This window comes from Pseudomonas sp. 1 R 17, from assembly GCF_900067035.1.
Taxonomy (GTDB): domain Bacteria; phylum Pseudomonadota; class Gammaproteobacteria; order Pseudomonadales; family Pseudomonadaceae; genus Aquipseudomonas; species Aquipseudomonas marginalis.
Genome location: NZ_FKLB01000007.1, coordinates 11,515 through 25,086, shown reverse-complemented (window position 1 = coordinate 25,086; position 13,572 = coordinate 11,515). Strand labels below are relative to the sequence as shown.

10 protein-coding genes are annotated in these 13,572 nt (G+C 62.0%); 8 read left to right on the top strand and 2 right to left on the bottom strand.

Annotation, left to right across the window (positions count from 1 at the left end; genetic code table 11):
- The first annotated feature begins 1 nt into the window (after position 1).
- Positions 2-4,726 carry a dermonecrotic toxin domain-containing protein gene (locus tag BFP99_RS01035; RefSeq protein ID WP_256098055.1) on the top strand — a complete coding sequence of 1,575 codons (4,725 nt, stop codon included), beginning with the start codon at positions 2-4 and terminating at the stop codon, positions 4,724-4,726.
- A 3-nt stretch (positions 4,727-4,729) separates the two neighbouring features.
- On the opposite strand, the gene BFP99_RS01030 is transcribed toward BFP99_RS01035, so the two are convergent.
- A complete protein-coding gene (locus BFP99_RS01030) occupies positions 4,730-6,271 on the bottom strand; it encodes a MocR-like pyridoxine biosynthesis transcription factor PdxR (protein WP_065946495.1) in 1,542 nt (513 codons plus the stop codon).
- A 90-nt stretch (positions 6,272-6,361) separates the two neighbouring features.
- Here BFP99_RS01030 and BFP99_RS01025 point away from each other — a divergent pair, with 90 nt between their 5' ends.
- From BFP99_RS01025 to BFP99_RS01015, 3 genes are read left to right on the top strand one after another with little or no spacing between them, the layout of a single operon-like run.
- Positions 6,362-7,000, top strand: a complete 639-nt coding sequence (locus tag BFP99_RS01025; RefSeq protein ID WP_065946484.1) for an FMN-binding negative transcriptional regulator — start codon at positions 6,362-6,364, stop codon at positions 6,998-7,000.
- Positions 6,997-7,443 (top strand): GNAT family N-acetyltransferase, encoded by a 447-nt coding sequence (locus tag BFP99_RS01020; RefSeq protein ID WP_065946483.1) that lies wholly within the window; start codon positions 6,997-6,999, stop codon positions 7,441-7,443. The genes BFP99_RS01025 and BFP99_RS01020 overlap by 4 nt, the downstream gene beginning before the upstream one ends.
- Positions 7,444-7,453: 10 nt before the next feature.
- Positions 7,454-8,134, top strand: a complete 681-nt coding sequence (locus tag BFP99_RS01015; protein ID WP_065926761.1) for a GNAT family N-acetyltransferase — start codon at positions 7,454-7,456, stop codon at positions 8,132-8,134.
- Positions 8,135-8,137: 3 nt separating this feature from the next.
- Here BFP99_RS01015 and BFP99_RS01010 read toward each other — a convergent pair whose 3' ends face one another.
- Positions 8,138-9,037 carry a homocysteine S-methyltransferase family protein gene (locus tag BFP99_RS01010; RefSeq protein WP_027608227.1) on the bottom strand — a complete coding sequence of 300 codons (900 nt, stop codon included), beginning with the start codon at positions 9,035-9,037 and terminating at the stop codon, positions 8,138-8,140.
- A 112-nt stretch (positions 9,038-9,149) separates the two neighbouring features.
- On the opposite strand from BFP99_RS01010, the gene BFP99_RS01005 reads away from it, so the two are divergent.
- The 4 genes from BFP99_RS01005 to BFP99_RS00990 all read left to right on the top strand — a co-directional run bounded on the left by BFP99_RS01005 (position 9,150) and on the right by BFP99_RS00990 (position 13,526).
- Complete coding sequence (locus BFP99_RS01005; RefSeq protein WP_065946482.1) at positions 9,150-9,971, top strand: ABC transporter substrate-binding protein; 822 nt, start codon at positions 9,150-9,152, stop codon at positions 9,969-9,971.
- A gap of 29 nt (positions 9,972-10,000) precedes the next feature.
- Entirely contained in the window at positions 10,001-10,771 is a 771-nt protein-coding gene (locus BFP99_RS01000; protein ID WP_074848264.1) for an amino acid ABC transporter permease, read from the top strand.
- A 166-nt stretch (positions 10,772-10,937) separates the two neighbouring features.
- Positions 10,938-12,248, top strand: a complete 1,311-nt coding sequence (locus BFP99_RS00995; RefSeq protein ID WP_065926764.1) for an autotransporter outer membrane beta-barrel domain-containing protein — start codon at positions 10,938-10,940, stop codon at positions 12,246-12,248.
- A gap of 108 nt (positions 12,249-12,356) precedes the next feature.
- The gene (locus BFP99_RS00990; RefSeq protein WP_065946481.1) at positions 12,357-13,526 is read left to right on the top strand and encodes a hypothetical protein; all 1,170 of its coding nucleotides are present in this window, start codon (positions 12,357-12,359) and stop codon (positions 13,524-13,526) included.
- Positions 13,527-13,572 lie beyond the last annotated feature (46 nt).

Sequence of the window (13,572 nt, the reverse complement as noted above, 5' to 3'; positions counted from 1 at the left end):
AATGTGGCCGGGAAGTGCGCTTCCCGGCCATGATGACTTATCTACCGACCGCCCGGCCGCAGCGCCAATTACCTTGCAGCTCTTCATGCCGACCCAGGCCAAGGAGCTGCAGATGCCCAACGATTCACCCCCTAGCAACAATCGCCCGCCCAGCAGCTATGAGCTGCTGACGCAACTGAGCGTCGGCCCGTCGATCCGCGACGTTGCCGCCAACCTGTTGCGTTCGTCCCTCATGGAGCAATACCCGACACTCGCTATCGACCCTGACCTGGCCATGGTCATCACGCCGCACTGGCGCATCGTTGGCGATGTCATCCAATCCGCACCCGCCACCGCGCAATCGCTGACCTCGGTGCTGGCCAACCAGGCCCTGGCGCCCGAGCCGGTGATCTATATCGACGGCGAACACTTCCTCACCCTGGAGCCCGAGGCCAAGCCCGCCGTGCACCTGCCGGTGCAGATCGATGCCATTGCGCGGCTGATCAATGAGCTGGCGGCGCTGATCTTTACCGCCTTCCAGGAGCAGCAACTTGACTACTGGAACGCTTCCAACGGCCTGACGGGCCCACGCTGGCAAACACTTTCCCATTCCCTGCGCAACGTGTGGAACGTCACCGCGCAGGACGGCTGGGATGAACACGATTGCGCCATGGCCAGGACGTTGTTCCACTTTCCGGACCGGGCCAAGCGTCGGAACTTCGACACATTCCAGACACACGCTTACCTGATCGATATAGATGGACTTAAAAACAACCGCTCCACTCACGTCGGCCTGTCGGATATCGCGGTGCTGATCGGGGTACATGAGCAACGCCAGCGGGTCCTGACGTATTCGCTGATCAACGGCTACGAGAAATTCGAGTCACTGCAAAAGCTCGGCGAAGCCTTGCCCGCGGCACTGACTCAAGCGGAGGGGGAGGTAACCGTGCAATGGCGATTGTACGAACCCGCCGGGGATTTTTTCGACAGCCTGGCGTGCAACCTGATCGCCCTGCAATTGCAGGCCATCGGATCAATTGGCTCCGCCGACCTTGAAGCCCCCGCCACGGCTGCCGTCACCGGCCAGGCCGTCGCGCGCATCCTGCCGGTGATTGAAGACTTGAGCGATCACTCATTGTCGAGCATCCGCCAGATCCACGAGCAACTTCCCGACTGGCTTGCCAATGCCTCGGACCTGGACGTATCGACCTACAGCCGTTATGTGATCGAGCTGGCCGAACTGCATACCCACAACCACGGGCAGTCTTTCCAGGACGGTATCCCGCCGATCCGCGACTACGCCAGGCAGCAACTGCAAAACCGGATCAAGGCCCATGCAAATGGCGCGAGCCTGAACCTGGACAAGATAGAGATCAGCATCGAGAGCCCGGTGGTCTGGGGCACCTTCGTGCTGCCCGGAACCACTGACATCACCCGGCGCAGCCTGATCGACCTGGCCCTGGAAAACCTCACCGGGCTGCCCACCGGTACGCCCAGCGTGCACTACAACGGCGGCGAGGGGCCGCAATGGCTGACGTACAACTACCTCAAGGACGTGATCGAAACCCTCGACATCGGTGAACGCTACCCGACGCTGATCAAACACACCTTGCTCGACGACCCCGTTCAATCAAGGCGCCGGCAAACCCTCTACACCTCGCACTTGCGGGTGCAACTGCCACTGCTGGCCTTGCAGTGGAAGATCCAGGGCCTGCACGGCATCGATGATCGCGGTTATCGCTATATCGCTGCCGCGGTGCAGGCACACGTCCATGAACGGCAGGTCGAGGGGCAAGAGATCGTCATCCGGCGCCTGGCGTTCATTCCAACCCTGCGCACCAGCCAGGCGCAGGATGGGGTGGCGAATATGTTTGTGATCGGCCCCCGCGACCACACCCAAGGCCCGTGCCTGTTGTACCGCCCACTGCTGGAGCCGGTGCTGATCCAGTACCCGTCACGGCAAAACCTGTTGTACGCCATCAAGCATCACCGCACCCTGCGCGACTCGGTACTGGCCTGGCTGGCCGAAGATGTGCGCTTCAACTACGAGCAGTATGTCTTCCCTGCCGCATTACCTTCGCCGTGGACCGTGGTGCGCGGGTTGGTGGAGCCGCAAGTGGTGGTGCAAATGAGCGGCCCCCTGGCCTTGAGCGACGAAGTGATGGGCAACGACAGCCTGGCGACGCTGTTCAGGGACAACGCCAACGCGATGGTTGAATTGGCGACGCGGCAATCGGTGTCCAACGCCCAGAAACGCTGGGCAAGCTATCGAGAAGCCGGCTGGCTGATTTTCAGCGCGGCGTTGCCATTCATGGGCCGCACCGTGGGCATCGCGGCCTGGATCTGGCAAATCATGGACGACCTGCAGGCGACCGCCCAGGCGGAGCCGGAGCCTGACGGGCAGGTGTCCTGGACAGCCCAGGTGGATCTGCTGCTCAACCTGGGCATGGCCCTGGTGCTGCACGTCGCCCTGCGCCATCCGCCGCTGCGAAAGACGCCCAAGGCCACGTTGCCGAAACATGAAGCCACCCCGACCCAAGCGCCTGAAACCAGACTGCCGCCGGAGCGCCGGATCCCCGTGATGCGCCGCCCCGACTTGCCCGACGCCGAACCGCCCGCTCGCCATCAAGGCCCGCTGTACAACAGCGGCGCACTCCAACGCTCTCCGACAAGCCTGGGGGCCACGTTGGATCGCTTCAAAGTGGCCAGGCCCGACGGGCTGGGGGAAGCCGTCAAGGAAACAGGGCCGCACCTGCATCTCTGTGCGCTTGCCGATAAATGGTACGCGCCGGTGGGCGCACGCTGGTTCGAGGTGGCGGTGGATGAAAACGACAATGTCATGATCGTCGATCCGGGCCGCCCCACTCACGTCGGCCCGCTGCTGGTGAGCAACCTGGCCGGGCAATGGTTTGTCGACACTCGCCTGCGCCTGCGCGGTGCCGGTTTCAGGAATCGCCGGCAATCGGCTCGCGGCAAGGCACCTTCGCGGATCACCGACCTCCGGCAGAAACTCAACCAATTCGATGCCGACGAACGGCGCGGGCAAGCTGAAGTCGCCCAGGCCCACGCCGCGATAGACCCGGTGCCCGGGCCCTCCTCCGATCGCCAGCGCCAGGCGTTCCTCGACAAGGTCGACAGCCGCCTGGCCGACTATGACGTGCCCATTCGCCAGTTACGTTCGCTGAATGTCATCGATTCGGTACCCAACTACCAGAGTTCGATGATCGACTACCTGAACAAACAACTGCTGCTGACCCGCTCGGCCATCTCGGAACGCTTGCCGGTCTTTCGCGACAAGTTGCTGGTGTCGGTGGAAGACATGGAAGCCGTCACCGCCCTGGACATCAAGCAGCGTAACGAGATCGCACAGACGATGGCGAAGCTGAACCTGGATATGATCAACCGCATGGAGTATGCGCAATCGCGCTATCGCCAATTGGAAAGCCTGGGCATAGAGGGTGCCAAGGTCATCCACACCAGCGTGCAGGCCCTGCCCGACTTCAAGCTGCACGACCTCAAGGCCATGCAACTCACCCTCAGCCGCTACCTGTGTATTGGCGAAGGCAGCGGGGAGGCCTTCACCGACGCCCGGGTACAACTCAATGACATCGTGGATACCGCCGATCTCACGGTGCAAACGTGGATCGAGACCCTGGTGGAAACCAGCATCAGCGACCTGCACGAGCGTATTGACGTGCTCAACAGCCTGGTCGACCAGTTCGCGATTGTCGACCAACGCCTGCTGGACCTGCACGCCGAACACCCGGAACAGGTGCAGCGAGACCCCCTGGAACACCTGCGCCAACGCATCGATGAATTCAACCAACAGGCGGTGCATGAACTGGCGCTCTTGATCAGGCAACGAAAAGCCCTGGAGCCCAAGCCTGGCCCATCAAAAGCCCCCCCGACACCCAAGCGCAAAGTCATCAAGACACGCTTTAACGGGGTGGTGGTGGGCGAGCCCCGTGAAGCCGAAAGCGGCCTGGTGGACGTCAAGGCCCCAGTGACGGGCAAACTCATCGCGACCTTTCACGAAAAAACCCCTGGGGTCTGGGTCGAACGCCAGAGCACACCCTCAAGCCCGCGTGAGCCCCAGGTGATCGACCTGGGTAGCAGCATCGACGCCGCCCAGAGCCTGCTGGATGAAGAGCCCGCCGCCACCGTGCGCACCCTGGACCACGCGAAGAAAGCCGGGCGTATTCCGGTGGAAATCGAAGAGATGTTCCACCAGTACGCCGCACGCCTTGAACACGCAATGGCCACGATCGAAGAGGCGCTCACCCGGCTCAACCTCACGGAAAGCGACCGTCCGCCCGCCGCCGCCCTGAACCGCCGGCTCAATGACGCCGCACAACGGCTATACGAACTGGGCACAAGCACCCGCATCAGCATGACCAAACAACAACCACCCACGGCGGCACGGGTGGAGTGGCTGCACAGCCAAGGCCTGGTGAAAATCGCCAAAGTGGTCACGCGGCGGCGGCTCAAGGGCCCCGGCAAAAACTACCTGGACGAATACGAGGTGCGTGATCACCAGACCCATGCGGTGCTCTGGTATGCGCACTTTCACTATGAGTCTCCCCAGACGGCGCTGGAGCACTACACCGCCGGCCACCTCAAGACCCGCGACCAGCAGAAGCTGGGGGGTGCTGTACACCGCACGGGCTTGAGCGACCGTGACCAGATCGCGATTTATCGCAGTGAAATCAGCCCGATCCTGGCCCGCTCGTTGTTTTTCCAGGCCTGACCGTCAATCGTGCTGCCAGGCCCTGCGCAACGTTGCCAGGGCCTCGGCAACGGCCGTCTCGGGTACGGCGGCAAACCCCAGCACCAGGCCGGCGCGCTGGTCTGCCGGAGTGGTGGAGTGCGCCAGCCAGTAACTGCTTAAACCATTGACTTCGACGCCCACGGCACGGGCCTGCTCAAGCAGCTGTTGCTCGCGGGCCAGGCTGTCCACGCGCACGGTCATGTGCAGCCCTGCGGCGATAACGGGCAACTCGCCCACCCCCGGCAGACCACGCGGCCACCCGGCGAGCAAGGCATTGCGCCGGCTCAATGCCGCGCGCCGCATCCGGCGGATATGCCGCTGGAAGTGCCCGGCCGCCATAAACTCGGCCATCACCGCCTGGGTACTGACTTCCGAGTGGCGCATATCCACCGCACGGCGCCGTGAGAAAGCATCAACCAGGCCTGGCGGCAATACCAGATAGCCCAGGCGCAAGGCCGGGAATGCGACTTTGCCGAAGGTACCGACGTACAGCACGCGACCGCTGCGGTCCAGCGCGGCCAGCGGCGCCAGGGGTGCGCCGCTGTAGCGGTATTCGCCGTCATAGTCGTCCTCCACGATCCAACCGCCGGTGCGCTCGGCCCAGGCCAGTAACTCCAGGCGCCGCGCCAGGCTCATCACCACGCCCAGCGGATATTGGTGGGAGGGCGTGACATAGGCCAGGCGGCAATCACCCAAGGTATTCAGGACCTGGCAATCGATGCCGTCGCTGTCCACCGGCACGCCCTGCAGGTTGGCACCGGCCAGTGCGAACGCGTGCCCGGCGGCCCGATAGCCCGGGTTTTCCACCGCTACCCCATCGCCTGGCTCTACCAGCAGCTGTGCACAAAGGCTGATTGCCTGTTGTGCACCGCTGGTGATCACTATTTGCTCAGCCGTACATTGCATGCCCCGTGAGCTGCGCAGGTAAGCGGCGATCAGGCCGCGCAGGCGGCTGTCACCCGCCGGGTCGCCATAGCACAGCTGCGCGAGGTCCGGCTTGCGCCAGAACGCCCCGTTGAGCTTGGCCCAGACCTCGAAAGGGAACAGATCGAAGGCTGGCACGCCCACGCGAAATGCCTTGGGCGGCCCCGACGGCGGCTGTGGCAAATGGTTACTTTGCACGCGCCCCAAGGCCGGCCTGTGGATAAATTCGCCGTCGAGATCTTGCGGCAAATCCATCCACTTTGTGGATAAGGCTGGGGATAACCTTGTTGATAAGCCTGTGGATACTTTTGTGGATAGTTTTTTTGCCGTGGGCAATTGGGCGACATAGGTGCCATCACCCACACGGCCTTCGACAAACCCCTCGGCGTACAACTGATCGTAGGCGCGCACGACGCTGTTGCGGGAAATCAACAGCGCAGCGGCCAGGTCACGGCTGGCGGGCAGGCGCGTACCGCTGGCCAGGCGCCCATCCAGCACGCGCTGACGCAGGGCTTCATAAAGCTGGCGCGTCAGGCCTTGGCGACGATCCAGCTCGATACCGGCAGGGTTGAAGGACAGCGGCGGCGAAATGGGCGACATCATATTGGACCTATGAAATTGGCCGAAGATGGCTCTTACAACGAACCATTAGCCTGCCTAGGATGCAGGCATTCGCCAAGGAAAATATTCATGTACACACCACGCGCTTTTGCCCTCGACGACTTGCCCGAAATACAGCAACTGATCCAGCACACACGCCTGGCGCAGTTGGTCACCTTTGGCGATCAAGGCCTGCAGGCCAGCCACTTGCCGCTGCTGCTCAATCCCGACGAAGGCCCCAACGGCACGCTTTACGGGCACCTGGCCAAGGCCAATCGGCAGTGGCAAGACCTGCAAGACGGCAGCGAGGCTTTGGTGATCTTTGCCGGCGCCGAGGCCTATGTCAGCCCGGGGTTTTACCCGGCCAAGGCTGAGCACGGCAAAGTGGTGCCCACCTGGAATTACATCGCGGTGCATGCCTATGGCAAGGCCGAGGTGTTTACCGATGCCGAGCGCCTGCTAGGCGTGGTCAGCGCCCTCACTGACCGCCACGAGGGCAATCGCGCCCAGCCCTGGAAAGTCAGCGACGCCCCGGCTGATTACATTGACGGCATGCTCAAGGCCATCGTCGGCTTCAGCCTGCCGATCGAACGCCTGATCGGCAAACGCAAACTCAGCCAGAACCGCAGCGCGGCGGACATCGCCGGCGTGCGCGACGGCCTGGCCGCCAGCGCCGATATACGCGACCAGACCCTCGCGCGCTTTATTCCCCAAGGAGTTTCAGAATGAGCCAGATCGAGATCCGCCCGGTCACCGCAACCGACCACGCCGCCTGGCTGCCGCTGTGGCAGGCGTACTTGACGTTCTACAACACCGAACTGCCGGACGCCGTCAGCCAAAGCACCTGGCAGCGTCTGATCGATGCCCATGAGCCGACCCACTCCGCGCTGGCCTGGCAGGATGGCAAGGCGGTGGGCATGGTCAACTTCATCTACCATCGTTCCAACTGGAGCATCGAGAACTCCTGCTACCTGCAGGACCTGCTGGTGGACCCGGCCCAGCGCGGCACCGGTGTCGGCCGTAAACTGATCGAGTTCGTCTACGCCACTGCCAAGGCCGACGGCTGTTGCAAGGTGCACTGGCTGACCCACGAGACCAACACCACCGCGATCCAGCTCTACGAGCGCATCGCCGAACGCCCTGGCTTCATTCAATTTCGCAAAGGTCTTTAAGGAGCGCAGCATGTCCACTTCTCTCGCCGACTGGAAAGGCGCCCCGGCGCCCACCGCGCAACTGCTTGAAGGGCGCTTTATCCGCCTGGAAAAACTCGACCCGGCCCGCCACGCCGCTCAATTGTGGCAAGCCCTCGAAGGCCCCGGTGCCGACCCCAAGTTGTGGGATTACCTGCCTTACGGCCCGTTTGCCGAGCGCGCCGCGTTTGATGCGTGGTTGAACAACCATGCGGCGAACAGCGACCCGTATTTCTTCAGCGTGGTCGACCGTGCGTCCGGCCAGGTGCAGGGCATCCTCAGCCTGATGTCCATCGTCCCGGCCCAGGGCCGTATCGAAATCGGCCATGTCACCTTCGGCGCGCCGATGCAGCGCTCACCCAAAAGCACCGAGGCGGTGTATCTCTTGGCCAAATACGCGTTCGAACAGGGCTACCGCCGCCTGGAGTGGAAGTGCAACAACGGCAATGCCCGCTCCAAGTATGCGGCTGAGCGGTTGGGGTTCAGTTTTGAAGGGGTGTTCCGCCAGCATATGGTGGTGAAGGGGCAGAACCGCGATACGGCGTGGTATTCGATCCTGGATTCGGAATGGCCGACGGTGGGTGCGGGGTTTGAGGCGTGGTTGTCGGAGGCGAACCAGGCAGGTTCCGGGCAGTTGAAGGGCCTGGCGGAGTGTCGCCGCCAGGCGCTTTAAGGCTTACCCCAGCTTCTGGGCCAGCACCGCAATGTGCTCCGGCCCGATCCCGCAGCACCCGCCCAAGTGGCTGGCACCGCGCTTTTTCCAGTCCGCCGCCCACTGCAGGTAGCCCGGTGGGTCGAGATCCTCGCGCAAGGGGTCCAGGCCGTCGTTGGCCGTGGCTTCCTTGGGCTGTGGCGGGAAGGCGTTGGCGTAGGCACCGATCTGAATCGCCACGCCCAACCGTTCGAAGGTTTGGCGTGCGGCATCGATCGCCGCGCCGATTACTTCCGGCTGGCTGCAATTGAACAGTAACACTTGCACACCCAACTGCGCCGCCGCTTCGGCCGCGTCCGCCACCGGTTCGCCGGAACGCAGGCGCGGTACTTCGTCGGTGTCTTCGTCTTTCAAGGTAAACGACAGCCAGAACGGCTTGCCATCCTTCGGCAGGCCCGCATGAATCGCCCGCGCTTCGACGATTGAGCTCTGGGTCTCCGCCAGCCACAGATCGACATGGGGTGCCAGGCCCTGCACCAGTGGCGTCAACAGCTCAGATACGCGCTGCGGCTCGAACAGATCAGGCCGATACGAACCAAACAGCGGCGGCAACGAGCCGGCCACGCGCACGGCCTTGCCCGAAGCCTGCACCGCCCGTCTGGCCAATTCACCCGCCAGCGCCGCCAGGGCCTGGCCTTCGGCAGCAAAGCGCGCCTCGCCGATATGGAACGGCACCACCGCATAGCTGTTGCTGGTAATCACGTTGGCGCCACTGTCGATATAGGCCGCATGCACCGCCTCCACCGCCTGCGGTGCTTCGCTCAATGCCAGCGCCGACCACTCCGGCTGCCTGAAGGGCGCACCGCGGCGTTGCAGTTCACGGCCCATGCCGCCGTCCAGAATTACTGTGCTTACTGCGCCCATATGCTTTTTACTCATAAGCTTATGAAAATAACTCACTATGAGAGTCGTTCTTATAACTATTTAATACGTTCCGTTCGGTTCATAACAACCTCTTTTTTATTCAGGTGCCTCCTTGAAACTTAAACCGCTATTGGCCTTGGGCCTGACGATGCTTGCTGCCTCCACCCAAGCCTTTGGCGGCGCGACCCTGGACCGGGTTGAGAAGAAAAAAGAACTGGTGGGCGTGCTGATGGAAAGCTACCCGCCGTTCTCGTTCCTCAACGAGCAAAACCAGCTCGACGGCTTCGATGTCGATGTGGCCAAGGCTGTCGCGCAAAAGCTCGGTGTGAAACTACGCCTGGAAACGCCGTCGTGGGACGTGATCGCCGCCGGCCGCTGGAGCGGGCGCTATGACATCTGCATCTGCTCGATGACCCCGAGCAAGGCCCGCGCCGAAGTCTTCGACTTCCCGGTGGAGTATTACGCCTCCCCTGCCGTGATCGTGGTCAATGCCAAGGATGACAGCATCCACGGCGCCAAGGACCTGAGCGGCAAGAAAGTCGGCCTCACCAGCGCCTCCAGCTACGAGAGCTACCTGAACAAGAACCTGGTGATCGAAGGCGCCGAGGACACCCAGTTGCAGTACCCGTTCGAGAACGTGCAGATCGCCCCGTACGACACCGATAACGTCGCCTTCCAGGACCTCGGCCTGGGCGTAGGAGTGCGCCTGGATGCGATCCTGACCAACCTGGTCACGGCCCAACCGCGCCTGGACCAGGACAAACGCTTCAAACTCGCCGGCGCAGCGCTGTATGCCGAACCCAACTCGGTGGCCATCGAAAAAGGCGACGCCCAGTGGGACGCCAAGGTGCGTGAGGTGTTTGCCCAGTTGAAACAGGACGGCACCCTGAGCAAACTGTCGCAAAAATGGATCGGTGCCGATATCAGCCAATGAGTGTTCCCCCAAAACCTGCGCGCGCCCTGCTGGGCTTTCGCACGCGGCTTTACCTGACCTGGGCGGCGCTGTTCGCCCTGTTTGCCAGTTTCTTCCTGAGCTTTGACCTGAAGTTCTCGATCATTCTCGACAAGCTGCCCAACCTGGTCGGCCTGCACCTGGCACCCAATGGCTTCCTGCAAGGCGCAGCGCTGACGCTGTTCCTGTGCCTGTGTTCGATTGCCGCCTCGTCGGTGCTAGGCTTCGTCACCGCGCTCGGGCGCTTGTCCAAAAGTGCCGTGGCCTTTGGTATCGCCAGCTTCTACGCGTCGTTTTTCCGTGGCACGCCGTTGCTGATCCAGATCCTGCTGATCTATCTGGGCCTGCCGCAGCTGGGCCTGGTGCCGGGCGCCATCGTCGCGGGGATCATCGCGCTGTCGCTGAACTACGGCGCGTACCTGAGCGAGATCTTCCGCGCCGGCATCCTGGGCGTCCCTCAGGGGCAACGGGAAGCCGCATTGGCCCTGGGCATGCGCGACAGTGCGATCTTCTGGCACGTCACCCTGCCCCAGGCCATGCGCACCATCGTCCCGCCGGCGACCAACCAGTTCATCTCCATGCTCAAGGACTCGTCGCTGATCTCGGTGATGGGCGTGTGGGAAGTGATGTTCCTGGCGCAATCCTACGGGCGCTCCAGCTACCGTTATATCGAGATGCTCACCACCGCTGCGATCATTTACTGGGTGATGTCCCTCGGCCTGGAACTGATCCAGGCACGCATGGAGCGGCACTATGGCAAGGGATATGCGAGGCGAGAGTGAGGTCATTGAAGTCACTATCGCCCTCAGGCTTACTGCACCAATCGAGCTGAACTTTTATCGCATCGGACTAGAGACATCTCCCGCAAACACGCGGTGCTTGGCCTGACAGTTATCCCCCGGGTGCCCCGCTAAATTCCCCGCCTCATACATCAGGAGGTGGGTTTACATGCCACTCATTCAGAAACAACTCGTACTCGCCATCACGCTCGCGCTGGGGGCCACCTGTGCTCAGTACGCACAGGCCCGTGACGACATGGAACCCGACAGCGAGTGGTTCGAACAGATTGCGAAACATCACCAGAAAACTCATTTCGACCCGGCCACTCCCACCCCCGAAGATTTCTATTTCATCGACCGAGCCAACAGTCGTAACGGCCTGAGCGTTGCCCGCGTGCTGGACTCCGCAGTGGATGCCGCGCTGGCATCGGAGGAGTTGAGTGACTGGGAAAAGTACCAGCTTGAAAACTACGGGCTGTACTTGAGCAGCCTGGAGCCAGGTCGCTTGGGTACGCTGCTGGAGCAATTGGCCGGCAGCCAGAACGCCAACCTGGGCACGGCCACTCAAAACAGCATGAAACGCTTGCACGCCAGCCTGCTGACAGCCATACGCCAATTGGATAACCACACCGGTGAGGACGGCCGTGTCTGGCTCCAAGGCCTGGCCAGCAGCGGTGCCCTCGATGCCCAACACGGCAGCGCCGGCTTGAAACAAAGCAGCCAGGGCCTGTTGCTGGGTGCAGATGGAGCAATCGATGACGCCTGGCGGGTCGGTGTGGTGGGCGGCAAGTCTGGCAGCGACCTGAGCGCCCGGCATTTCAACGGTGAAGTGGACAGCTGGCACCTGGGCGCCTATGCGGTGCGCCAGGACGGTCCATGGGCTTTACGCCTGGGCGCGCTGTACAGCAGCCATTCCGGGCAGAACACGCGCAGTGTGGACTTCGACTTCATCGATTACCGCGAACGCCTCACGGGCAAGTACAAGGCCCAGAGCCAGAACGCATTCGCCGAACTGGGCCATCGGTTCGTCACCGACGGCTTGCATGCCGAACCGTTTGCCGGAATCGGCTTCCAGCGGTATCACCGTGACCGCTTCTCCGAGAAAGGTGGCCATAGCGCGTTGAACGTGGGCACCCAAACCCAGCAAAACCTCAGCAGCACCTTCGGCCTGCGCTTGAGCCGCGACATCGCAGTGGCCGACCGGATCACCCTCAAGCCGCACCTGAGCGCCCATTGGAAACACTTGTATGGCGACACCAACAGCCGCGTACGCCAATCCTTTGCCAGGGAAACCCGCGAGGACTTCAACAGCGCGTTCAGCATCGGCGGTACCTCGCTGGACCGAGATAATCTGGCCTTGCGCACGGGGCTGGACATGCGTCTTTCGGAGCACCAGACCCTGAGCATCGCGTACACCGCCGAAGTGGGCGACAACAGCCGCAACCATGGACTAATGGGCCAATGGCAAAGCGCGTTTTAAGACAGAAACTGAAGAACCTTCACACTCACACAGGTCTTGAAGGCTGACATTAAGCACCACTTTTTGCTCGCTACACTCCGGTCTCCTATACAAACGAGGCCGGAAATCATGATATCGACACTCTCGTTTTTCCCTCCCCTTGGTGCACTCTTCGCACAAAGCGCCAACGCCTTGGCCGAGGCTGCCACTCCGCCCGCCGCAGCACCCGAGCCACACACCGCGCCTCCAACCACTCCGCGCTCGTTCGGGCACCCCGCCCGCCAGGCCTCAAATGGCCAGCTCGGCACCAATATTGTCAAAGTCATCACCACGCCTAACTCCCCGCGCCGCGACGGGATGAATATCGACGAGATCGCGCGCCTCACCCAAACCCCGTCCAACCTTGATAAGTCACACATCATCAAAGCCGTCGACATCGTCAACAGCCCGGGCGTGCACATCAACTCACCGGGTCATGGCCTGAGCAGCTCCGGGCTCACCTCTGTCTGGCTGGAGAATCGAGGAAGCATCACGGCCCAATCCGGCACGGGTATGGCCCTGAAGGGAGAAAAGGCCGATGAGGTGATCAACCATGGCCTGATTGCAGGTGGCAATGGAGTCGCTCTGGACATGGGCGGCGGTGACGACCTGTTGGTTGTCAAAAATGGCAGCCGCTTCAAAGGCGAAGTCGATGGCGGCAGCGGTACCAACCAGGTGGTTCTCGATGACACCAAAGGCGGCACGTTCGAAGGTGCGACCCGAATGCAACACCTGTGGGTCGGCAAGGGCGCCTGGGAACTGACCGGTGCACTGCACGACAATCGGCACGGCAAGGTGTACGGCGATGCTGCCTTGACCAACCGCAGCGTTATCAAGGGGACCCTGGATATTGATGCGGGCGGCAGCTACTCCGGCGGCACCGTCGACTCCCTTAATGTCGCGGGTACTCTGCTGCTCGATCCTGAAAATACACCACGGACCCGGATCTGGAAGGATCTGCACCTCAAACCAGGATCGACCATGGCGTTCAAAGTGGGCGCAGACCAAGCCCACTCCACGCTGAAAGTCGGCAATACGTTAACGCTGGATAACGCCACCCTGAAACTTGATGTACAGCCGGAAAGTGAAGCACTGCTCACGCGCCAGCTACGTATCGCGGATGCGGCATCCATCAAGGGAACATTCAGCGCCGTTACCAGCAACCTGACCACCCTGGAACCTGAACTGCTCTACAAACCTGAGGGTATTTTTGTCGGCTTCAAGCGCAAGCAGAGCGCCGCACCCTCCGCTGACCATTAAAAAATTGGCAAAAAAAAGGGGGGCACCTGCCCCCCCGAGGATTAAA